At 35.6% G+C, this 20,970-nt stretch carries 27 protein-coding genes; 15 read left to right on the forward strand and 12 right to left on the reverse strand.

Translation table 11 applies throughout. The features are described from left to right. Nucleotides 1-47 precede the first annotated feature (47 nt). The 3 genes from DWQ18_00490 to DWQ18_00500 are packed head-to-tail and all read left to right on the forward strand — an operon-like array spanning nt 48 to nt 2,985. The gene (locus tag DWQ18_00490; GenBank protein RDJ34461.1) at nt 48-548 is read left to right on the forward strand and encodes an Hsp20/alpha crystallin family protein; all 501 of its coding nucleotides are present in this window, start codon (nt 48-50) and stop codon (nt 546-548) included. A 22-nt stretch (nt 549-570) separates the two neighbouring features. Beyond that, the gene (locus tag DWQ18_00495) at nt 571-2,724 is read left to right on the forward strand and encodes an AAA family ATPase (GenBank protein RDJ34659.1); all 2,154 of its coding nucleotides are present in this window, start codon (nt 571-573) and stop codon (nt 2,722-2,724) included. 42 nt (nt 2,725-2,766) lie between these two features. After that, the gene (locus tag DWQ18_00500) at nt 2,767-2,985 is read left to right on the forward strand and encodes a hypothetical protein (protein ID RDJ34462.1); all 219 of its coding nucleotides are present in this window, start codon (nt 2,767-2,769) and stop codon (nt 2,983-2,985) included. Nucleotides 2,986-3,006: 21 nt separating this feature from the next. On the opposite strand, the gene DWQ18_00505 is transcribed toward DWQ18_00500, so the two are convergent. Both DWQ18_00505 and DWQ18_00510 read right to left on the reverse strand, forming a co-directional pair. Further along, a complete protein-coding gene (locus tag DWQ18_00505; GenBank protein ID RDJ34463.1) occupies nt 3,007-3,201 on the reverse strand; it encodes a DUF1059 domain-containing protein in 195 nt (64 codons plus the stop codon). Nucleotides 3,202-3,336: 135 nt separating this feature from the next. Further along, nucleotides 3,337-3,645: a hypothetical protein gene (locus tag DWQ18_00510; GenBank protein ID RDJ34464.1), complete on the reverse strand. Its 309-nt coding sequence runs from the start codon at nt 3,643-3,645 to the stop codon at nt 3,337-3,339. 128 nt (nt 3,646-3,773) lie between these two features. On the opposite strand from DWQ18_00510, the gene DWQ18_00515 reads away from it, so the two are divergent. After that, complete coding sequence (locus tag DWQ18_00515) at nt 3,774-4,922, forward strand: molecular chaperone DnaJ (GenBank protein RDJ34465.1); 1,149 nt, start codon at nt 3,774-3,776, stop codon at nt 4,920-4,922. Between the two features lie 36 nt (nt 4,923-4,958). On the opposite strand, the gene DWQ18_00520 is transcribed toward DWQ18_00515, so the two are convergent. After that, on the reverse strand, nt 4,959-5,258 hold the full coding sequence (locus DWQ18_00520; protein RDJ34466.1) for a 4Fe-4S dicluster domain-containing protein: 300 nt from the start codon (nt 5,256-5,258) through the stop codon (nt 4,959-4,961). Nucleotides 5,259-5,363: 105 nt separating this feature from the next. Beyond that, nucleotides 5,364-5,966 carry a hypothetical protein gene (locus tag DWQ18_00525; protein RDJ34467.1) on the reverse strand — a complete coding sequence of 201 codons (603 nt, stop codon included), beginning with the start codon at nt 5,964-5,966 and terminating at the stop codon, nt 5,364-5,366. A gap of 29 nt (nt 5,967-5,995) precedes the next feature. On the opposite strand from DWQ18_00525, the gene DWQ18_00530 reads away from it, so the two are divergent. Beyond that, complete coding sequence (locus tag DWQ18_00530) at nt 5,996-7,147, forward strand: aminotransferase class V-fold PLP-dependent enzyme (GenBank protein RDJ34468.1); 1,152 nt, start codon at nt 5,996-5,998, stop codon at nt 7,145-7,147. On the opposite strand, the gene DWQ18_00535 is transcribed toward DWQ18_00530, so the two are convergent. Further along, nucleotides 7,142-7,402: an Lrp/AsnC family transcriptional regulator gene (locus DWQ18_00535; GenBank protein RDJ34469.1), complete on the reverse strand. Its 261-nt coding sequence runs from the start codon at nt 7,400-7,402 to the stop codon at nt 7,142-7,144. The genes DWQ18_00530 and DWQ18_00535 overlap by 6 nt on opposite strands. Before the next feature lie 80 nt (nt 7,403-7,482). Here DWQ18_00535 and DWQ18_00540 point away from each other — a divergent pair, with 80 nt between their 5' ends. After that, complete coding sequence (locus DWQ18_00540; protein ID RDJ34660.1) at nt 7,483-8,124, forward strand: cyclase family protein; 642 nt, start codon at nt 7,483-7,485, stop codon at nt 8,122-8,124. On the opposite strand, the gene amrS is transcribed toward DWQ18_00540, so the two are convergent. Then, nucleotides 8,121-9,179, reverse strand: a complete 1,059-nt coding sequence (gene amrS / locus DWQ18_00545; GenBank protein RDJ34470.1) for an AmmeMemoRadiSam system radical SAM enzyme — start codon at nt 9,177-9,179, stop codon at nt 8,121-8,123. The two genes, DWQ18_00540 and amrS, sit on opposite strands and share 4 nt — an antisense overlap. 77 nt (nt 9,180-9,256) lie before the next feature. Here amrS and DWQ18_00550 point away from each other — a divergent pair, with 77 nt between their 5' ends. Further along, nucleotides 9,257-9,751: a protein tyrosine phosphatase gene (locus tag DWQ18_00550; GenBank protein RDJ34661.1), complete on the forward strand. Its 495-nt coding sequence runs from the start codon at nt 9,257-9,259 to the stop codon at nt 9,749-9,751. A 344-nt stretch (nt 9,752-10,095) separates the two neighbouring features. Here the strand turns inward: DWQ18_00550 and DWQ18_00555 are convergent, their stop codons facing one another. Further along, on the reverse strand, nt 10,096-10,632 hold the full coding sequence (locus DWQ18_00555; GenBank protein RDJ34471.1) for a hypothetical protein: 537 nt from the start codon (nt 10,630-10,632) through the stop codon (nt 10,096-10,098). Between the two features lie 50 nt (nt 10,633-10,682). Here DWQ18_00555 and DWQ18_00560 point away from each other — a divergent pair, with 50 nt between their 5' ends. The 6 genes from DWQ18_00560 to cobJ are packed head-to-tail and all read left to right on the forward strand — an operon-like array spanning nt 10,683 to nt 15,845. Continuing rightward, the gene (locus DWQ18_00560) at nt 10,683-10,961 is read left to right on the forward strand and encodes a hypothetical protein (GenBank protein ID RDJ34472.1); all 279 of its coding nucleotides are present in this window, start codon (nt 10,683-10,685) and stop codon (nt 10,959-10,961) included. Nucleotides 10,962-10,963: 2 nt separating this feature from the next. Next, nucleotides 10,964-11,278, forward strand: coding sequence for a transcription factor S (locus DWQ18_00565; protein ID RDJ34473.1), 315 nt, complete (start codon nt 10,964-10,966; stop codon nt 11,276-11,278). A gap of 35 nt (nt 11,279-11,313) precedes the next feature. Next, complete coding sequence (gene pcn, locus DWQ18_00570; GenBank protein ID RDJ34662.1) at nt 11,314-12,060, forward strand: proliferating cell nuclear antigen (pcna); 747 nt, start codon at nt 11,314-11,316, stop codon at nt 12,058-12,060. 35 nt (nt 12,061-12,095) lie between these two features. Next, nucleotides 12,096-13,499 carry an aspartate kinase gene (locus tag DWQ18_00575; GenBank protein RDJ34474.1) on the forward strand — a complete coding sequence of 468 codons (1,404 nt, stop codon included), beginning with the start codon at nt 12,096-12,098 and terminating at the stop codon, nt 13,497-13,499. 47 nt (nt 13,500-13,546) lie between these two features. Next, nucleotides 13,547-15,007, forward strand: coding sequence for a hypothetical protein (locus tag DWQ18_00580; protein ID RDJ34663.1), 1,461 nt, complete (start codon nt 13,547-13,549; stop codon nt 15,005-15,007). Between the two features lie 43 nt (nt 15,008-15,050). Then, nucleotides 15,051-15,845, forward strand: coding sequence for a precorrin-3B C(17)-methyltransferase (gene cobJ / locus DWQ18_00585; protein ID RDJ34664.1), 795 nt, complete (start codon nt 15,051-15,053; stop codon nt 15,843-15,845). On the opposite strand, the gene DWQ18_00590 is transcribed toward cobJ, so the two are convergent. Continuing rightward, nucleotides 15,842-16,885, reverse strand: coding sequence for a tyrosine--tRNA ligase (locus DWQ18_00590; GenBank protein RDJ34475.1), 1,044 nt, complete (start codon nt 16,883-16,885; stop codon nt 15,842-15,844). The two genes, cobJ and DWQ18_00590, sit on opposite strands and share 4 nt — an antisense overlap. Before the next feature lie 33 nt (nt 16,886-16,918). After that, nucleotides 16,919-17,491, reverse strand: a complete 573-nt coding sequence (locus DWQ18_00595; GenBank protein ID RDJ34476.1) for a hypothetical protein — start codon at nt 17,489-17,491, stop codon at nt 16,919-16,921. A gap of 75 nt (nt 17,492-17,566) precedes the next feature. On the opposite strand from DWQ18_00595, the gene DWQ18_00600 reads away from it, so the two are divergent. Both DWQ18_00600 and DWQ18_00605 read left to right on the forward strand, forming a co-directional pair. Beyond that, nucleotides 17,567-18,649, forward strand: coding sequence for a DegT/DnrJ/EryC1/StrS family aminotransferase (locus tag DWQ18_00600; protein ID RDJ34477.1), 1,083 nt, complete (start codon nt 17,567-17,569; stop codon nt 18,647-18,649). Continuing rightward, a complete protein-coding gene (locus DWQ18_00605) occupies nt 18,646-19,122 on the forward strand; it encodes a tetrahydromethanopterin S-methyltransferase subunit A (GenBank protein ID RDJ34478.1) in 477 nt (158 codons plus the stop codon). The genes DWQ18_00600 and DWQ18_00605 overlap by 4 nt, the downstream gene beginning before the upstream one ends. Here DWQ18_00605 and DWQ18_00610 read toward each other — a convergent pair. From DWQ18_00610 to DWQ18_00620, 3 genes are read right to left on the reverse strand one after another with little or no spacing between them, the layout of a single operon-like run. Beyond that, nucleotides 19,119-19,469 (reverse strand): dUTPase, encoded by a 351-nt coding sequence (locus tag DWQ18_00610; GenBank protein ID RDJ34479.1) that lies wholly within the window; start codon nt 19,467-19,469, stop codon nt 19,119-19,121. The genes DWQ18_00605 and DWQ18_00610 overlap by 4 nt on opposite strands. A gap of 34 nt (nt 19,470-19,503) precedes the next feature. After that, nucleotides 19,504-20,397 (reverse strand): sugar kinase, encoded by an 894-nt coding sequence (locus DWQ18_00615; protein ID RDJ34480.1) that lies wholly within the window; start codon nt 20,395-20,397, stop codon nt 19,504-19,506. Between the two features lie 9 nt (nt 20,398-20,406). Then, a complete protein-coding gene (locus DWQ18_00620; protein ID RDJ34665.1) occupies nt 20,407-20,862 on the reverse strand; it encodes a hypothetical protein in 456 nt (151 codons plus the stop codon). Nucleotides 20,863-20,970 lie beyond the last annotated feature (108 nt).

A 20,970-nucleotide genomic window follows, 5' to 3' on the forward strand; every position in this document is an offset into this window, starting at 1 on the left:
AAGAAATACTTATATAATGTAATATATATTACATATAGTGAGGAAATATGACAATGTTCTTTGATGACGAATTTGATAGGCTCTTCAAGAGAATGTCTAGATCATTCTTTGATGTAGATGAGTTACTTGAAGAAGCAAAAAGCACAGGAAATCTTTCTGGTCCATATTATTATGGATATACAATGACAGTTGGCCCAGATGGAAAACCTGTAGTAAAAGAGTATGGTAATGTTAGACCAGGACTCTTGCCTACCTCCGATACAAGAGAACCCATCGTTGACACAATAGTTGATGATAAAGAAAAAGTGGTAAAACTTGTTGCGGAAATGCCTGGAGTAGAAAAATCTGATGTCAAGGTAGTAGTAGACGAAGACATTGTAAAGATTGATGCAGTTCATGGAGAGAAAAAGTACCATGCATCAGTACCAATCAAGTACATAGTCGACAAGGACTCTGCCAAAGCTTCATACAAAAATGGAATTCTTGAACTAACCTTCAAGCAAATAATTCCTGAAAAACCAAAGGGCAAAAACGTGGAGGTAGAATAACTCCTTTTTTTAGGTGATGATTATGACTGAAACTGAATTAAAGATAGCAGAGATTCCACAGCAACATGTTGGAAAAGGCAGAGCTATCTTAGATCCTAAAATTCTTGAAGAAACCAAGTGGGGTACTGGACAAATTCTAGAGCTGACATATAATAAAAAAACACATGTTAAACTTTGGCCAGGAAATCCAGAAGATTATGGAACTGGAATTATCAAAATTGATGGTATTACACGACATAACATAGGTGCTGGAATAGGTGACAGAATAAAGATTGTACCCGTAGAGGCAACTGAAGCTGAACAGATCACACTATCTCCCACGGAAAAACTATCCATTGATGAAAGACAGCTACATGAAGTAATGTCTCATAATTTTCAAAACCATGTATTTACAATTCATGATACTATTGTTTTACCTACTCAAATGGGAGGAAAAATCCAATTCATTATTACAAACACAAAACCATCAAAACCCGTCATAGTTACTGAAACCACTTCATTCAAGCTAGGCTCAATGACAAAAGCAATTGATTCATCAATTCCTAGAATTACTTACGATGAGCTTGGTGGATTAAAAAATGAAGTTCAAAAGATTAGAGAAATGGTTGAATTACCAATGCGACATCCCGAACTATTTGATAAGATTGGCGTTGAAGCCCCAAAAGGTGTTTTGCTATACGGACCTCCAGGAACAGGTAAAACATTACTTGCAAAAGCAGTAGCAGGCGAAACTAACGCAAACTTCACCTCACTTAGCGGTCCTGAAATTATGGGAAAATATTATGGTGAAAGTGAGGAACGAATTAGAGAGATCTTCAAGCAGGCTGAAGAGAACGCTCCAAGCATAATCTTTATTGATGAAATTGATTCTATTGCTCCAAAACGAGAGGAAGTTACCGGTGAGGTTGAAAAAAGAATTGTTTCTCAATTACTTACTTTAATGGATGGAATGAAAAGTAGAGGAAAGGTAGTTGTAATTGCTGCAACAAATAGACCTGACTCAATTGATCCTGCCCTTAGAAGGCCAGGAAGATTTGACAGGGAAATTGAAATTGGAATTCCTGATGAGGAAGGAAGACTAGAGATACTAAACATTCACACACGTGGAATGCCAATTGATGAAAAAGTTGATCTTAAACAAATATCAAAAATTACACATGGATTTGTAGGAGCTGATCTTGAAGTATTAGCCAAAGAAGCAGCTATGAGATCCTTAAGACGAATTTTACCTGAAGTTGATCTGAATCAAGAAAAGATCTCATCCGATATATTACAAAAAATCAAAGTTACAAAAGAAGACTTTCGCGATGCACTAAAAGAAGTAAGACCATCAGCACTACGAGAAGTACTAGTTCAAGTACCAAATGTAACTTGGGATGATGTAGGTGGTCTAGATGAACTCAAAGAAGAACTACGTGAATCAATAGAGTGGCCACTAAAATACAAAAATGCCTATGATTACGTGGATATCAGCTCTCCAAAAGGAATTCTTTTACATGGACCGCCTGGAACTGGTAAAACCCTTATCGCAAAGGCAGTAGCAAAAATGACTGATTCTAATTTTATCAGTGTAAAGGGACCAGAACTACTTTCAAAATGGGTTGGTGAGTCTGAGAAGGGCGTTAGAGAAATATTTCGTAAGGCACGCCAAGCAGCTCCTTGCATTATTTTCTTTGATGAAATCGATGCATTGATTCCAAGAAGAGGTACTGGAAGCTCTAGCTCCCATGTTGCAGAAAACGTTGTATCACAAATTCTTACTGAAATAGATGGGTTAGAGGAATTACATAATGTGTTGATTATTGGCGCTACAAATAGATTGGATATAGTTGATCCTGCTTTGTTACGACCAGGAAGATTTGATCGAGTAATTGAAGTACCAAAGCCTGATGCAAAAGGTAGAAAACACATTCTCAAAATACATACAAAAAACAAGCCTCTATCAGAGACTGTAGATTTGCAAAAATTAGTGGAATTGACAGATGGATTCAGTGGTGCCGAGTTGGCCGCAATTGCTAATCAATCTGCTATGATTGCATTAAAACGATATGTAGAGACAAAATCAAAGGATGTTAAGGAGATAAAAATCACCCAAGATGATCTATTACAAGCCGCAAAAAAAGTACGACCAGATATATCTAAAAAAGAAGAGCCCATAGTACCTAATGCAAAATAAAATAGTAAAACTAAATATCTATGGAGAAATTTACCAAGTGAAATGAAACTGTATCTGGATTTTGAACCATGTGACGAATGTATTACAATGATGAATGAACTTAGTAGTCCTCAAATGCTAATAGTTGATGATAAAACACGTGCTGACGAATCTGCAAAATTTCTCAGACATCTGACGTATAATCATTCTGAAGTTGTTCAAGCAGTGATGAAGGATTTGCCAAAACAAAAGCGTAATCAAGAGTATGACTTTTTTAAATAGGCATCAATCTTTTTGTTAAACTCATTCTTTTCTAATAGAATCTCTTGAATGCCCTCTATTAACGATCATTTGAATGACTGCATCTGTAGAATAGTCTATACCATGCTCAGTTTCAAAATGCTCCCTTAGCTGTTCTATCAAAGAGAGACTCTTTCTGCCCTCTATAGAAAATTCACATTCAAAACCATAATCTTTGCATTCTAATTTTATTGTCATATTTTGGCTCAATACAAAACCTATAAAAACCATTTACTAAATTTCGTGACATAAAATCACCCTTCACGCAGGATATATAATTTCAAAACTGGATTATATTATTCGTTAATTTCAGTAAAACAACACTTACTGATTCTAATTAGAAGAGCTATTGATAATATCTTCTAACGATTTAATGTATTTCTGATTATAATCTACGTATAGTTTTATCTTACTTTGAGGCAAGGCCATTGCACCAGGTCTGCTGTTTACCTGTTTTTCTAAGCTTCTTTGATTATTGATGATCTCTTTTAATTCGTCACTAGATAAGGACTGAATTTTCTGAACCAGCCTTTTGTATTCTTCATCCAACATATTCTCGGTATCTGGGTATGCAGGTGGAATGGAACCAAAAATTTCTCTTGCTCTAATATCCCCAAACACTTTCTTGTTTAGATCAATCAAGGTTTTTCAATTTAAAAATACACTATAAATTCAATTCTCTATGGAGGTTTTTACTTTAGTGGCACTAGGAATTATAATTAATAGAATTAAGTATGTCATAAATTTAGAAAAATTATCGAGGATGAAGAATGGTAGAGAGTAATTATGAAATATTAGGAATTTTTGATGGTGCGTCTAAAAGAGAGATCCAAGAAGCCTTTAGAAAACTAGCATTAGAACATCATTCTGATAGGGGCGGCAACGAAGAACAATTTAAGAAAATTAAGCAGGCATATGAAGATCTAAAGATTGGAAAGAAATACCCTGATTCTGATAAAGAAAAACAACGAAAATCAAAAGTATTCTCCGGTGATGATGAAGAGGAGATAAGACGACGTAATAAAATAATTGCAAAAGAGCTTTCTCAAGAAATGAAAGCTGCTGAAGAGTGGGCTGCAGCTCTTAACAGAGTAAATGCAACCGGAACTAGATTATTTGGATCAAAAACTGTTGGTGAAATTGAACTCGAAAGAAAAGCAAATGGTGCACTTTCCATAAAAGGAAACTACCTTGCAGGTAGTATAATCTATGATGGACCAATAATCATGCAAGGTAACATTACAAGTCCATCTTTTAGTGATGAATACCAGACAAACATAATTCTCACTCAAGGTGATTTCAAATTTGTAAATCCTCTAGAAAATAAATACAAGATAGATAACGGCGCTAAAATTCTTGCTGAAGACGGAGATATCATAGTTGGAAATGTGTTCGGGCGTAAAGATAAAGTGCAAGATCCAGACGGAAGGGTTGGAATTTATCTTACAAAAGAACATAGAACTGAATTATCTGCACCAAAAGGAAAAATTGTTCTTGAAAATGCTGTAAATACAGTTTCACTGAATGCAGATTCCATTGTAGTGTTAAACTTGGAAGATGATGTCAATATCTTTGCAAAGGAGATCCTAATTTATGGAAACAAAATAACATATGATGTTAAAATTCATCTTAAAAAAGATGGAATAATCAGGTTCTTTGAGAATTATTCAATCCAAAGTCTTAGTGATGACAGTGTAATTATTTTGGAAAATGGAAAATCGTTTAGGTTACATGATTTAAAAACAAAAAAAATTCATGATTTACCAGACGAGCTTCTCTCAAACAAAAAAAATTATGATAAAAATGATACAATGGTAGGCAAAGGATTTACCATAACCTATTCAATGCTAGATAATTTTCATAAAAAACACTCTGAAAACAAAACTTGGAAAACAAAATTCGGCATATTCTCTAAATAAAAATTTTAAAAAGAAATTAAATTGATTGAACTTTTTCTAGTCGACTAGTTCAGTCCAACCTTTAACGAAGACTGAGTTCTTGTAGAGTGGAACTGGTTGTCCAACAGTAAAGTCCATTGGTCTCATCCAGAAAATTGCCTTTGTTGGGCAAACTCCGATGCATGCTCCGTCAGAGATGCATCTTTCTGGGTAAAAGACAAATGCTTTACCTCTCTTCCAGCCTTCAACTGGTTTTACTCTAAGTACATCAGGTCCGAGAGTTGTGCAGATTTCTACGCAAAGTGCGCATCCAATGCACATCTGTTCACCAATGTCTGGTAAAATTGCTACTGGCATTACGAAGTGAGTTCGTTGTGGATCTTAATATAACTTACCCAAAAACTTCGAATTATAACGGCGTTAGTAATTTGTATAACAGTGTTTAATTTTTTGATCGCAAGATCAGGAATCTTTTCTAACAGAAAATTTTCTTAGATAATTTTCATGTGTAACCTCTAGAACAAGATCCACATTATTTTCAGTAACAAAAATTTTGAGAATTTTTCCTGAATCAACAATATGCCTATTTGTAGGTGAAAGTACCCACATACCATCCTTTTTCTTTGCAACACTAGAAAAAATAATTTTTGAATTTGATTGCTCTGATATACTTGCTAACAGCATCAAGTATGCGTTTAGTATTCTACCAGAATCCTTACCGCTAAAGAAATTTGACAGAACATTCAATGAATCAATTATTACAATTGTTTTTTTATCAACTACCTGATAAATTACTTCATTGATCACATTTTCTAAATTGTCAAGTGTTGGTTTAACTATTGTAATATTATCCCCAGGTGATTCAATTGTTTTTGATACAACATATCCACTAAATAATAGATCAAAATCAAGATAAACCACTGGAAATTTAAGCTCGTTAACTAATCTTGATAGAAATTTAATTTTGATTTGCGCATTTTCAAATAATAATGAATTTAACAAGGAATCATCCACAATTTCTCCTAATTTTGAAAATGTAATCAATTCATGATGATTTTTATTCAACACATAGCAAGTTCAATTCTGATATAAGAATGAACATGAACTCTGATTTTTCAAATGATTTTCCAACTGGCGGGAAAATTTATCTAAACAATGCCTCCGTATCAATCAATCCATTAGATTGTATTAACTCCATGCATGATTTCTTAGTATCATATAATGCTCTAGGACCAGATTCTCTGGAGTCTCAACCATTTGTAACCAATCAATTACGTGACACTAGGAAGATAATCTCACAAATAATCAAATGTCAGCCAGAGGAAATTATCTTCACACAAAGTACTACTGATGGAGTTAACGCAGTTGCAAACGGAATGAATTTTCAACCATCATCAAATCTAATTATTCGTGGTTTATCACATGAGCATCACGCAAATTATTATCCTTGGTTAAGATTATCTAAAAAATTAGAAATAAAAAACTTGAAAGTTGATAATAATGGATTTTTCCAAATAAATGAGCTTAAACATCTTATCGATAATAACACAAGCTTAGTAGCTTTGAGTCATGCTCTGTATAATACTGGAACAATTCTTCCTGTAGAAGAAGTCGGGGAAATTTTAGATAAACAAAACATCCCATATTTTCTTGATACTGCACAAACAATTGGATGTATTGGAGATTTTGACGTTAGTAAAACTAAATGTAACTTTATGTCATTTAATGGCTCAAAATGGTTATGCGGACCGATGGGTACAGGATTATTTTACTGTAGAAAAGACTCTGCACAGTTGTTAGAACCCATGAACATAGGTGGTGAATCTGTAATGATTTATGATGAAACCAAACTAGCATTCAAAGACATTCCTGATAGGTTTCAAACAGGATTTCGTAATTATGTGGGAATGGCAGGTCTTGAGGCATCAGCAAAATATCTCATAGGATTCGGTATGGAAAATATCCGTAAGAAGGTCATGAATCTAGCAAACCAACTCCGCACAGAACTTAGTAAAATTCCAAATGTTACACTATATGGTCCAAATGAAACCGAACAAAGGACAAGCATTGTTTCTTTTAATATAAAAAATCAGGAACCCTCATTGATTGTAGAAAAATTAGAAAAAAAGAACATTATTCTTGCAGTTCGTGAAATCTCTGAGGAAAAACTAATTCGGGCTTCGCCTCATTTTTTTAACTCTGAAGAGCAAATAGAAATTTTGTTGAATGAATTACGAAAATTATAGGTTCTCTTGTTCTTCTATAACCATCATAGTTAGGGTTGATTGAACCTTACCTATCTTTCTGATCTTATTTGTAATAATTGATCTTAAGATGTCAGTATCGTCGGCAGAGATCTTCAAAACAATGTCATATACGCCATAGACGCCCTGAATCTCATACTGGATTCCTTTTTCTTGATTTAGAATGTTTTTTACTTCTGATATAATTGACTCATCAGAACCCAAATCGGAATTTAATAACACGTATGAAGTAGGCACATTCCAGATTTCTAACTACGATATTTAACCTTTGATTAAAATTCTCAAAAACTGATTAATTGGAACTAATCAGATTATTTGTGAAACCAATTGATCTTTCTTTAACAATCTCTGAAGGCATACCGAACTTCCCTGGTTCGCCAAATCCAAAGATGATACAATGGTCAAATCTTCAAAAAGACGGTTATAACTTGGAACTTCTTTTTATGAGCTCACATACAGGGACTCATTTGGATGCCCCCTTTCATTTTGCAAATAATGGCATAAAGATTCACCAGATTCCATTGGAAAGATTATCCGGAAAGGCTCATCTAATCAGAATCAAAAAAAATGAAAATGAACCCATTTCGCTTAATGATGTAAAGACTTTTGAAAATAAAAATGGCAAAATTGGAAAAAACGCTATTGTCATTTTTGCCACCGATTGGGATAGAAAAATCCACAAATCAAATTATTTTACAAATAATCCTGGCTTATCTACCGCTGCAGCAAAATATCTGGCATCAAAAAAAGTAAATCTCGTGGGGATTGATTCTCCAAGCATCGATCTTGGTAACAACCCACAATTTCCAGTACACCGGATTTTTGCTAAAAATAATGTCTTGATTGTAGAGAATCTAACTAATCTTAAAAAAATTAAAAAATCACCATTTAATTTCTCAGCATTCCCTCTGAAAATTCAAAATGCTACTGGCTCACCTGTACGTGCCTTTGCATCTTAATCAACGAACTGAAATCTATCTGCCTTGTAATTTTTTGCAAGATGTCCTGTAATTGGAATTCTATTATTACAATTGATGCATTGATTTTTTTCATCCAAATTCCATTCTTTAATGGCAAAACCAAACCTGTTGATTACAACATTTTTGCATTCTGGACAATATGTGTGCTCTAAAGGATGTCCTGGAACGTTTCCAAGATATGCATAGTTTAAACCAACATCTTTTGCAATTTTATGATGTTTTTCTAAAGTTTTAACTGGAGTTGATGGAAACTCCATCATTTTATAATCTGGATGAAATCTCAGAAAATGTATTGGCATATCGGGACCGAATTCATCATAAACAAACTTACAAAGTTTTTTTGCATGTGATAGATCATCTCCAACCTCTGGCACAATCAAATCAGTGATCTCAACATGTATCTTGGTTTTATCGTGAATTTCTGTTAGTGTGTCAAAGATTGGTTTTGGATCTGGTACACCGATATATTTCCGTGTAAAATTTGGTTCTGCACTTCCTTTGAAATCCACTGTGATGCAATCAAGAAACTCATCCATCATTTTCACAGTTTCTGGAGTGTCGTATCCATTTGATACAAAAACATTGTAGAGTCCCCTTTTCCTAGCTATGACGGCACAATCTCTAGCAAATTCAATGAAGATTGATGGTTGATTGTATGTGTATGCAATTCCATCTGCGCCATGATCAAGTGTGGTCTGAACTACTTGCTCTGGGGTCATATCTACTCCCTCTACTTTTCTTCTCTGGCTTATGTCATAATTTTGGCAATATTTACAAAGCCAATTACATCCCGTGGTGGCTATTGAAAATACCTTGGAGCCTGGTCTGTAATGAACTACTGGCTTTTTTTCTATTGGATCTACATTACCAGCAATTACTTTGCCATAAACAAAGAGCTCTAACTTACCATCTGTGTTACCCCTGATTCCACACAATCCAATCTGATTCTTTCCAATTTCACAATACCTTGCACAAGCAGTACATCGTACTTTCTCTTCAGGTAGCTTTTCATACAAAATGGCCTCTTTTCCCATAAGCAATATTGGAAATTTTTCTAATATAAGGAAAAAGTATCAGCAATGCTAAAACAATGGAAAAAATTAGTTATGACATGAGCAAACCTGGTAATATTTGGCGAAAGGTTCATGGGAGAATAACAAAGAGACCTACCAACTTTTCATGGGTACTGGATTCAAAATTAGCAGGTTCTGGAATGCCAACGTCATTTGAAGAATTTGAATGGATTATGAATCAAGGTGTTAAATCAATAGTAACTATGACTGAGAATTCATTACCTGATACTTGGGTAAAAAATATCAATTATTTACATGTGCCAACTCCAGATCTTACTGCACCTGAGATTGAACAAATAGATCTCGCTGTTGATTTTATTCATGAAAAGATAACTGGTAAAGAACCTGTGATGGTTCACTGTGCTGCAGGCCTTGGTAGAGCTGGGACTATACTTTCATGTTATCTAATCAAATATCAGAAATTTTCAGCAGTGGAAGCAATTAAAAAAATTAGAAAAGAAAGACCGGGTTCTGTTCAATCAGAAATTCAAGAAGTAGTTATTTCATTATATGAAAAACACATTCGTAGTTAATTACTCTGGTATAGATTCTGAAACTAGTTTCCCGTCTACAACTCTAATCTTTAAGAGATGATCATCTTTGAACACTAGAGTAATTCCTCCTTCGGAATCTGGGTCTTCAACCTTTACAAGATCCTGCATTCGAATTCCATCAAATTTTGCCATACAATCACCTATTCTGGAATTGAGACCGTTTCGATCTTTCCATCCACAGCTTTGATGAAAAGGAATCTATTGTCTTTAAAGATCACAGTGATTCCTCCTTCTTTGTCTGGTTCTTCGACTTCAAGTACTGGTTGTCCAAGTAGCCCGTCATATTTTGCCATGATAATCGTTTGAAAAAGTACTTTATATCCCTAATTGATCTGAATCTCGATCTCTTTTGCCTGGTTCTTTACATTAGATGGCTCTGTATAGAGATGTTTTTGCCAAGAGGCAAAAGCTTCTGCTCCTATCTTGTGTTTACCCGGCCCAAGGTCTGATGCTTTGAAAATAATCTTCTCTTCAAAATCAAACAATTCTTGTCTTACTTCCTCTTCTGTTAATCTAATAAATGGCTCAAAATTTTTTGCCACTTGAACCCAAATTCGTCTGTCTTTCATTGGATTGACTAACTTTGGATTACGAGTCCAAAAAATTGATGCCTTTCTATAACTATCAATTGGGGTGCCAAGCACTTTTCTTCTTAATCCTCCAGAAACAAGCTTTACCCCATATTTCATCTTGAAATAATTGTCATTTTTGTTATATGCCTCAGTCCAATTCTTTTCATTAAAAGAATCCCTAATGCTTCCCTGAACTGAAAATTTGACATTAATTACAATATTTTCGTCTGAAGCAAACTCTGTCTTCTCAGAAATCAATTCAATGCCTGAAATTTCACTATTACTCATGTTAATACTGGATATTGATTTATATCCACAATAAGTTCTTTTTCGAACACATGGAAGCTCAGGTACTAAACTCGTCCCAGAAAGAGATCAACCTTTCTATCACAAAATCCGACATAGGCACTTTGTATATCATACAACATGAGCTACTTCAGGGCTCCAATGTTGATTTTGCAGGTGTAATCGTTAAACACCCACTAACAAACGAATGCTGGATGAAAGTAAATTCTGCAAAAGGCAACCCTATCAAAGAAATTTCTGCAGCTGCAGATTCTGCAATCAAGACCGCTGATGAATTAAAAAAATTATTTAATTCGAAAATCAAAGGTTAATCATGAAATTTTGCCCCAAGTGTGAGATACGTCTCAAAAAGACTGATTCTGGATTAAAATGTACAAAATGTAATTATGTCGAAGGTGGAAACATTGAATCATCAAAACAGATTCAAGAGGAACAAGAGGTTTCAGAATTTAATGTCCTAGAAGAGAACGAGGGTTCTGAAACTTTACCTACAATTAAAATCGATTGTGAGAAATGTGGTCATGACGAAGCAGTTTGGTGGATGTTACAAACACGAAGTGCAGATGAGCCCACTACCCAATTCTATCGATGTTCAAAATGTAATCATACATGGCGAAATTACGCATAACGTTTAACTGGAACATTACAAACAAATGATTGAACTTGGTGTTTTCAGCTAAAACAAGTGGATCTGATGATCTCAAAGCCATAATATCTGCAATATCTACTCTTGTCGAAGAAGCCACCTTTGTTGCATCTGCAGAAGGAATAACATTCAGAGGAATGGATCCATCCCATGTTGCCTTGATAGATATATCGTGGCCAAATTCTGCTTTTGAAAAATACGAATGTGATAGTGATATTAAATTTGGTGTTAGAATTGATGAATTCTCAAAACTAATCAAACGAGCTGACAAAAAAGATGCAATAGAAATCAGTATCTCTGATGATAATATGTTACTTGTAACTATTGGAAATAACAAGAAATACAAAATACGATTAATTGAAAGCTCAGCTACTGATACTCCATTACCAAAAATTCCTTATGATGCTACGATTGAAATATCATCATCAATTTTTGATAAAATTCTTGGAGACGTACAAGTTGTCTCTGATTATCTTACAATACACGCTATTGAAGGAAAAGCAGATTTTTCTGGAAAAGGCGATTCCGGTGAAGTAGTAATTGAGCTTGATAAAACAGGTCAAGACCTGCAAAACCTATCAGTTAAAGAAGAAAGTATCGGCACATACAGTCTTGAGTATCTTAACCCTGTAGTAAAAGCCGTGGGTACTACAGCCAACACTATTACTTGTGAGTACTCTAGTGCAAAACCACTCCGAATAGAGTTTAAAGTTGCCAATATAGGCAGAATTCACTTCTACTTGGCTCCAAGAGTAGAAAGTTAAAGCATTTATTGTAATATTGAAAGAGGTATACTGACTTGAGACTAATCGTAAAGTATGGTGGAACATCATTATCATCTGCAAAACAAATCAAAGATGTTGCAAAGTTTGTTACATCTTTATCAAAAGAGAATGAAGTTGTAACTGTATGTTCTGCAATTAAAGAAACCACTGATGACTTGATCGAAATCATACAACTCATCAAAAAAGGAAACAAAAAGAAAGCAAAACAAGTTACTGCAAAAATAATCAATCAACACAAGCAGCTTGCTGAACAAACAATTTCAAAATCACAAAACAAGAAAAAACTACTAGAGATGCTTGAAAAAGATTTTTCTGAGCTATCTGATTTAGTTGATGGTATAGTTCTACTTGGTGAGATGACACCCCGTTCTTCTGACTATCTACTATCGTTTGGAGAACGATTATCCATAAAATTTGTATCACACGCAATAACTGACCTTGGCAAAAAATCATTTGCATATACTGGAAAGGAAGTGGGAATAGTTACTGATTCTAATTTTGGAGAATCGAAACCACTCATGGATACTACTAGGTTAAGAGTTGCAAAAACATTGGAGCCCTTACTCTCAGACAAATCTCTTCCGGTGATAGGTGGATTTGCAGGAGCTGATCAACATGGTAGCATCACGACATTTGGCCGTGGAGGCTCTGATTATACTGCAACAATCATTGCCACATGCATAAAGGCCGACGAAATTTGGTTAATGAGTGATGTTGATGGACTAATGACAGCTGATCCAAAAATCGCAAGTAATGCAAAGGTACTCAAAGAAGTCTCTTATGTTGAAGCAATTGAAATGGCATTGTTTGGTGCAAAACAGATTCATCCAAGAACGTTTGAACCGATTTTATCCAAAAAAATTCCAATGAGAATTAGAAATACTTTCAATACAAAAAACATGGGAACTTTGGTAACTGCATCACCTGGACCTGAAACTAAAAAAACTGTAAAATGTGTTAGTGTGATTCGTCACAATGCACTCATAGATGTTCGTGGAGGAAGTATGGTTGGAGCACCTGGTACTGCAGCTAAAATCTTTACAACTTTGGCAAATGCCGGAGTAAATGTAATGATGATATCCCAAAATCCTTCTGAATCTAGCATCACTGTAGTTGTCAAGAACGCTGATCTTGATAGGGCAGTCAATGCCTTGGAGATGGAACTATTGGGAAAGATTATCAAAAAATTGGAAGTAACTACAGATGTAGCAATAATTGCACTGATCGGTTCTGGAATGAGAGGTACAGTAGGTGTAGCGTCAAAAGTCTTTACCGCTACTGCAAAAAAGAAAGTCAACGTAGTAATGATTACTCAAGGTTCATCCGAACTCAACTTGGCATTTGTAGTAAAGGACTCTGACTCTAAATCAGTCGTACAATCACTACACGATGAATTTGAATTGGCAAAGATAAACTAGTAAAATTAGTGCAAAACAATTTAAAGAAATAAACAGTTTTGAATCCATTGAAAAAGTCAGTAACAATTTTAATCATTGTTGTAGCTGTTGCCGGAATCATAATAATTCCAAACTTGTCTGAAGAATTTGTCAACGCCAAAACTCTTAGAAAAATTGAATTTACTAAAACGGTTACATCCTCACAGGATCCAGGAATAGGACATGAAAGTCATCAATTTGCCCTCATTCTTTCACCCAATGAGGGGACAATATACGATGGCTCAATAACATATACTGCTAGTGCCCCAATAGAGCTTGCAGTTTTACACGAAATTCGTAAGGAAGATGCAAAAGGCCAACCTACATGGAGTGTTGATGGAAACAAGATCTACGGATTATCTCTAATTGATCAAAATTCAAACTCTGGCTCACTTGAATTCACGGGTGCGGCATTGGCCTTACATTCACCATCCCAAGCATTTTCTGCCACAGTTAGCGTAGATGGTTGGGTTAGGGGAGAACCAACTGAAATTATACAGCAAACAATTGAGGTAAAGACTGGGGACAACTCAATTACTTTAGCCCGTGCAAACGTTCCTGCAGTTATTCCTTTACACGCTGGTGTCTATGATGAAAATGAACTCTATTACATTATTACCGATTCAAATAATGAAGAGCTTGCAAAATCCATATCTACAAAACAAGAATGGAAGGTTGAATTTGCACCAACACTTTCGAATGCTCCAAAAGAATCTCTTTCAGATATCTATGTATTCAAAAATGGTTTAGGAGGAAGGGGAATTCATGGATACCAAGTAGAAGTATTCTCTGATACACCTTCTCAAATAAACGAGTACAGTGCATTAAGAACTGTATCAGAAGTTAGCTGGAAAACAGGACAAAAACCCCAGATCCTAGAATCTGTCAAAGACATCTTACAAGCAAAAGAAGACGGAAAATTACAACTTGAAAAAACTGAGATGATTCTCAATGTTCCGCAAATTAAATGGCCAGACGGTCAAATGAAAGTAAACGAAAACAAAACAATTAGTGATGACATGGAATATGGTGATAGCCAAATCCTTGACATAAATCTTGATGAGATGTCAGTTACTTTTATTGCCCACAGGGGATGGGGCCCACAAGGACAGACAATCTACTATATTGTAACTGATGCCACTCCATCTGGACCTGCAGAAATGATGGGAGTTGTAGATTCTCCAACATCTGCAAATTTAATCGCAAGTGCTGCAGCAGTTGATCTTTTTCAATTCAAAAATGGAATTAAGAGTACTGGTCCTATAGGATTTCAGCCTGGTATAGCTTCGGCTGCACCAGGAGACAAGAACTATTCACCCATGTGGAGAATCTATACTGTTGAGTGGGTTGAACCAAGCGAGGCCACATTATTACAGACTAAAAGTGATATCGATGCACTAGAATCAAAGGGAGAAGTGTTAGTAGAAATAGCACGGCCTCTAAGTAGCGATCATATCGTAAACTGTCCCTTTATTGACCCATTTCAATAATTCACTAAACGGATAAATTATCTTAAAAAATTTCTTGATAGTATTGGCAGGCAAACTTTTCATTGTTGGTGTCGGTCCTGGCCACCATGATCATATGACATTTAGGGCTAAACAAGCAATCGAAGAAAGTGATACGATTGTTGGTTATGAGACTTATGTCAATCTAGTTCAAGATCTAATTGACGGTAAGGAAATTTACAGATATGCAATGACGCAAGAAGTTGAACGAGCTCATCAATGTATAGATCTTGCAAAATCTGGTAAAATTGTATCTCTAGTCTCAAGTGGAGATCCTGGAATTTATGGCATGGCGGGTCTTATCTATGAGACATTAGCAGAACAAGGATGGGATCCAAAAAGCGGACTCTCTGTTGAAATAATTCCTGGCGTATCAGCATTGAACTCATGCGCATCAATCATTGGTTCTCCACTAATGACAGATTTTGCTGTAGTTAGTATGAGTGATCTCTTGGTTCCTTGGGAAATAATTGTAAAACGGGTAGAGGCAGCAGCCCAAGGCGATTTTGTAATCGTAATCTATAATCCATCTAGCAAAAAAAGAATTCACCAGTTACAAGATACAAGAAAAATTTTGTTAAAACATAGAAAGCCATCAACGCCGGTTGCAATCATTAAGGGTGCGTTTAGGGAAACTCAATCAATAGTTTTAACTGATCTGGATAAGATGGAAAATTATGCAGATAAGCTTGGAATGATCAGTACTGTTATTGTTGGTAACTCTTCAACTTATAATTACAAAGACTTGATGATAAACCCAAGAGGATACAAATCAAAGTACAATCTCAAGGAACAAACAAATCCGGAACTCAAAGTCTAAACACTGTTCTTTATTGCAGCTGACAAATTATCATCAATTGCTATTTTCTCCCTTATGGGCTCAATTATCTTTATCAAATATTTAGAAACAGTTTGTTTTAGATCTGTAGGGTGAAGTTGTTTCTTTGCAAAATCTTCCTCAAGCTGTGAATAGCTAGAATAGGTTACATTTCCTCCAAACTTTTCTGGTCTTTCAACTGAGATCTCATCAAACTCATGATAAATTACATGCCTTGCAATTTCTAGCAGTGGATTACTTTCGGTGTTTGCCTCTTCACACCAGGCTTTTTTTATCTTTGATGTAATGACATCATTTGAATCGTGGATAAATATGCCTGAGTTTGGGTTAGACTTGCTCATCTTTCCTAGAGCCTTTGCATCCCCTTCTGTTGGCTGGGATAATCCCGGTAAAAGTCTATGATGAACGGCAACAGGCACTTTCCATTTCATCTTTGGGAACAACTCTCGTACAAGCATGTGAATTTTTCTCTGATCCATTCCTGCATGTGCAATATCTACCTCAAGTGAGTGAATGTCAACTGCCTGCATTGGTGGATACAATAATTTTGCAAGGTCAATCTTTTCCTCATTTTCAGATCTTCCCATAATGGTAAGAGTTCTCATGGTTCTTGCCAGTGACATATGTTTTGTAAATCTGACAAATTCTGCCCAGTATTCTTTTTTAGAATCATACAGCTCAGAACCCATCACAATGTTTACTCCAGGGCAAACAAGCTTGAATGCTTGAGCATAATATTTTGAAACTTGGGAAATCGTTTCCCAGTTTCCTCCTAATTTATCATTGATTAGCGTGTGCCAGTCTGCAAGAAAAACTGTACAGTTTACACCCGCTTTGATAAAATCATTAATTTTGAATCCTGTGCTGATTAGACTTCCTAAATGTAAAAAACCAGAAATCTCAAGACCTATGTAGTGTCTTGGGCTGGAATTTGTTTTGAATAATTCAACCAACTCTTCTCTTGTTACAATCTCTTCTGTTGGCGGTTTTGCAATCAGATCTACTTTTTCTAAAACATCCAAACTGATTACACCTTACCAAAAGTTCCTATAAAGTTACGTCTCATGATCATCCAAACTCTTTCTTGGTCTAGTACTGAGATAAAATGCATGTGCGCTAATTACGAATCCCACTAGGAAAATCTTTGTACTAAATATGAGATTCCATGGCCTGTCTGGATCTGGATAAGCAACCGTAAGCCTATCAATATCTGGAACATTTCCATCAACAATTCCTGCAGTGATCTGCGCATTTAGTACGGTAAAACTCCACAAAACCTCATACAAACAAATTATTGCAAAGCCTAACAACATCAATTGCAGTAAGGCCATTCTGGTAGAGCCTATCTTTCCTTTGGTGGTTCTCTTCCAGCCTATTCTTGATACACAATACCATCCAATTATACAAGCAAAGAACAACCATGTGATGAGCTTGGCAAAGTTCTCAAAGGGAATTTCTGTATCTACTAAAACTTCGCCCATGACATAGGTTCCGTTTTCTTCCCATTCGGTGTACATTGCATAGGCACCATATGCAGTGATTGATAACATGATGAATGCGCAGACATAAAAGATGTACAAAAAGACCTTGTATCCTCGATCAGTCTCTTGCAGGTGACGTTTCTCCATTATGCACATGCAGAAGCTTGCATTATAAAATTTGATTCTTGAGAGTTTATTAGAGAAACCCTATCCATCCCATTTGTGCCTGTGCCAATAAACATCCCAATTATCGGTAAAGAGGAGATAAAGGCTGTAAATCAAGTCCTAAAGAGTGGAGTTTTAACATCTGCTGCAAAAAATGGGGGAAAAAACGTTCAGGAATTTGAAAAACTTGCTTGCAAGTATGTAAAATCAAGATATGCTGTATCAGTAAACTCTGGTACAGCGTCCCTACAAGCAGCGTTACTAGCCCTTGATGTACAGAAAGGAGACGAGGTACTATTACCATCATTTACATTTGTTGCAACTGCAAATGCTGTTGTATCGACCGGTGCAAAACCTGTCTTTGTTGATATTCTACAGGATAACTATACAATGGATCCAGAAGATCTTGCAAAAAAGATTACAAAAAAATCCAAAGTGATAATACCAGTCCATCTTTATGGAAACGTTGCATACATTGATAGAATAAAAGAGATCGCCAGAAAAAATAATCTAAGAATAATTGAGGATGCGGCACAATCTCTGGGTTCCACACTAAAGGGAAAACACACTGGAACATTTGGAGACATTGGCAGTTACAGTCTGTATCCTGCAAAGGTTATGACAGCAGGGGAGGGAGGATTTCTTGTAACTGATGACAAGCAGCTACATGAAAAATTACTAATGATTAGAAATCACGGAATGGTTCATGGTTATGATACAAAAATTTTGGGATTGAATCTACGATTACCAGAAATCTCAGCTGCAATTGCAAAGGAGCAGATAAAAAAACTGCCAAAGTTTCTGGCAAAGCGAAGAAAAAACTCACAGCAACTATCAAAGCTATTAGCTAAAACAGACCTTACATTACCACATGAAAGAAAAAATGAAAGAGTAAACTGGTATCTATACACTATAGCAGCTAAAAACCGCGATAAATTACTCAAAGCGCTAAACTCCAAAGGAATTGGCGCAGTTGCATATTATCCGATTCCTGTTCATAAAACACCATACTATCACTCCAAAACAACACTGAAAACAACTGAATGGGCAGCTCTGCACGTATTGTCACTGCCTGTCCAGCCTCAGGTTACTCCTCAAAACTTATCACAGACAGCATCTGTAATCAAATCGCTATTATGAATTCTCTAGAGTATGTTTTTGGTGAAGTATGCAAGATATTACTTCCTATCCCAGAAGAGGTCTACTTTGGAAACCAAAAATCTTCCATCGCAATCTGTACACTTTCTAGTATATCTTTACTCAAAGAAATTGCAGAGTCTAACTTGCTTGATAATGTAGCAATTGTAGGACGATTATTTTCTGAAAACAAAGGCATTGATGCATTAGTTAGATTCGTAAACTCTAATCCAAACATTAAGACACTAATCTTATGTGGCAAAGAAGTCTGGGGACATAAAGCAGGAGAATCTCTACTAGCATTGTATGAAAATGGAATTGATTCTGACGGAAGAATAATTGGCTCACACAGTCCGGATCCCATATCACAACTATCAAACTCTGAAGTGCAGAAATTTCAAAATCAAATTACAATAATAAACAAAACTGGCGAAACAGATCCTCTAATTATCAAACAAACTGTAGATTTAGTTTAGTATCCATTTCTCTGTCTTTCTCTATTAATCTCGTTTTTGCGCTTGTATTCTTCTAAGATATCATCTGGCGTTAGATTGAGCTCTAGAGAAGCCTGCACAACAAAATGCCAAATATCGATTAGCTCCTCTCTTGCATCTGCTTCATTAAATGGAGTTGGTTTTTTCCACCACTTCCAGTTTGTAGTCATCTGTAGTTCCACTGCTTCATGCATTATAGCTGTACAAAGTGCAGAAACTCTACCTTCTTTGTCATCGGGGTATCGTGACAAATCCATCATCTCAGATAGTCCTTTTTGCAACTCAAAGATTGAAACCAATCTGTCCTTTTCAGAAACTTCCTGAGTCAATAATTTGATTGAACAGGGAATTGAACTTAAGTCTTTAGAAACGAATCATCTTTTCGTAAATCTTTACACGTTTTTCAATATCTGATTTCTTTACCTTTGTTAATCCATCAAGACCATATCTCTCAACAGCAAACGAACCCAAAACATTACCATACACAACGCCTTTCTTGATGGCTGAAAGGGTGGTGGAGTTTTTACTTGCTAAATAGCCTATCATTGCACCTGCAAAAGAGTCTCCAGCGCCGGTTGGATCTACTACATCCTCTAATGAAAAGCCAGCAGATGGGAATATGACATCATCAAAAAACATCAATGAACCATGTTCACCTTTTTTGATTATCACATATTTTGCCCCCCAACTCATCATCTTTTTTGCACATTTTATCAGGTTGTGTTCTTTTGTGAGCAGTTTTGCCTCTTCATCGTTAATTACAATGGCATCAACGGATTTTATCATCTTGATTACTGCGTTTCTTTTAGTTGCAATCCAAAATTCTATAGTATCACACATTGAAAATTTCACATTATCAAATTCTTTTATCAAACTAGCATTTTGCTCGGGATCATTATTTGCAAGATACACAAATCGAGATTTTTTATATTCTTCAGGAACAGTAGGCTTGAAATTTGCCAACACATTTAGCTCAGTCTTTAGAGTCTCTCTAGTGCTTAAGGTTTCATCGTATTTTCCATCATATCGAAATGTCTTGCCTTTGGCAATGTGCAATCCTTTAAGATCCATATGTTTTGCTAAAAGATCATGGTGTTTTTTTGGGAAATCTTTTCCTACTACTGCTATCAAACCCGTATCAACAAAAAAACTAGCAGATACACCTGCAAATGTTGCTGCACCACCAAGGACATCTTTTAGAGTTTTTGTTGGAGTTCTAATGGTATCTAATGCAGTTGAACCAAAAACTGTGAGCACAGTGAAAATCTAGTTTTGATGTATAAATTCCCTTGCTTGGACTTCTGTTGGATAGTATACAAATGGAACATCTATTTTTGTAAATAGAACATCATATTGTGTAACTCCTGTTATTCTGATAGTTTGAGTGTCATCTGATTTCTGATCAGAATATGTTAGAAACACTCCATCAACTTTGGCTTTGCTCATTGGAGGAAGTACGAATGATTGTAATTCACCTTCTCCAATTTGTTTTTCATCTGCAGTAATGATGAAATCTGTTTCACCAGCAGTAAGTAACAGCAAAGACGGATTATCAAATTCTAACTGAATGTTATGTGCAGAACCTCTCTCATTTTCCTCCAACAAACTGCTCTCAGTGATAATGGCGTTAATCTGAGATGCTGAAGCATACTGAGAATAACCAAAAAAGCCCACGCCTACAACCAATAAAATCAATAATGTTGCTTTTCGTGACTTTTGCATGCCTGTAAATCTCAAATTTCCATTTTAATCCCGAAGGGAAAAAAAACCAAATAATGTGTGTAAAAGTTTTGATCTATTCTTAAACCTACTTAGAGCTAACAGAATAAA

Source organism: Thermoproteota archaeon (assembly GCA_003352285.1).
In the GTDB taxonomy this organism is placed as follows: Archaea; Thermoproteota; Nitrososphaeria; order Nitrososphaerales; family Nitrosopumilaceae; genus PXYB01.

Excerpts from the sequence above, each read along its gene's own strand:
- DWQ18_00595 (RDJ34476.1), bottom strand. The coding sequence starts at position 17,491 with ATGGAGAAACGTCACCTGCAAGAGACTGATCGAGGATACAAGGTCTTT.
- DWQ18_00520 (RDJ34466.1), bottom strand. The coding sequence starts at position 5,258 with ATGCCAGTAGCAATTTTACCAGACATTGGTGAACAGATGTGCATTGGA.
- DWQ18_00515 (RDJ34465.1), top strand. The coding sequence starts at position 3,774 with ATGGTAGAGAGTAATTATGAAATATTAGGAATTTTTGATGGTGCGTCT.
- DWQ18_00565 (RDJ34473.1), top strand. The coding sequence starts at position 10,964 with ATGAAATTTTGCCCCAAGTGTGAGATACGTCTCAAAAAGACTGATTCT.
- DWQ18_00530 (RDJ34468.1), top strand. The coding sequence starts at position 5,996 with ATGAACATGAACTCTGATTTTTCAAATGATTTTCCAACTGGCGGGAAA.
- DWQ18_00495 (RDJ34659.1), top strand. The coding sequence starts at position 571 with ATGACTGAAACTGAATTAAAGATAGCAGAGATTCCACAGCAACATGTT.
- DWQ18_00505 (RDJ34463.1), bottom strand. The coding sequence starts at position 3,201 with ATGACAATAAAATTAGAATGCAAAGATTATGGTTTTGAATGTGAATTT.
- DWQ18_00550 (RDJ34661.1), top strand. The coding sequence starts at position 9,257 with ATGAGCAAACCTGGTAATATTTGGCGAAAGGTTCATGGGAGAATAACA.
- amrS (RDJ34470.1), bottom strand. The coding sequence starts at position 9,179 with ATGGGAAAAGAGGCCATTTTGTATGAAAAGCTACCTGAAGAGAAAGTA.
- DWQ18_00560 (RDJ34472.1), top strand. The coding sequence starts at position 10,683 with ATGGAAGCTCAGGTACTAAACTCGTCCCAGAAAGAGATCAACCTTTCT.
- DWQ18_00620 (RDJ34665.1), bottom strand. The coding sequence starts at position 20,862 with ATGCAAAAGTCACGAAAAGCAACATTATTGATTTTATTGGTTGTAGGC.
- DWQ18_00605 (RDJ34478.1), top strand. The coding sequence starts at position 18,646 with ATGAATTCTCTAGAGTATGTTTTTGGTGAAGTATGCAAGATATTACTT.
- DWQ18_00500 (RDJ34462.1), top strand. The coding sequence starts at position 2,767 with ATGAAACTGTATCTGGATTTTGAACCATGTGACGAATGTATTACAATG.
- DWQ18_00555 (RDJ34471.1), bottom strand. The coding sequence starts at position 10,632 with ATGAGTAATAGTGAAATTTCAGGCATTGAATTGATTTCTGAGAAGACA.
- DWQ18_00490 (RDJ34461.1), top strand. The coding sequence starts at position 48 with ATGACAATGTTCTTTGATGACGAATTTGATAGGCTCTTCAAGAGAATG.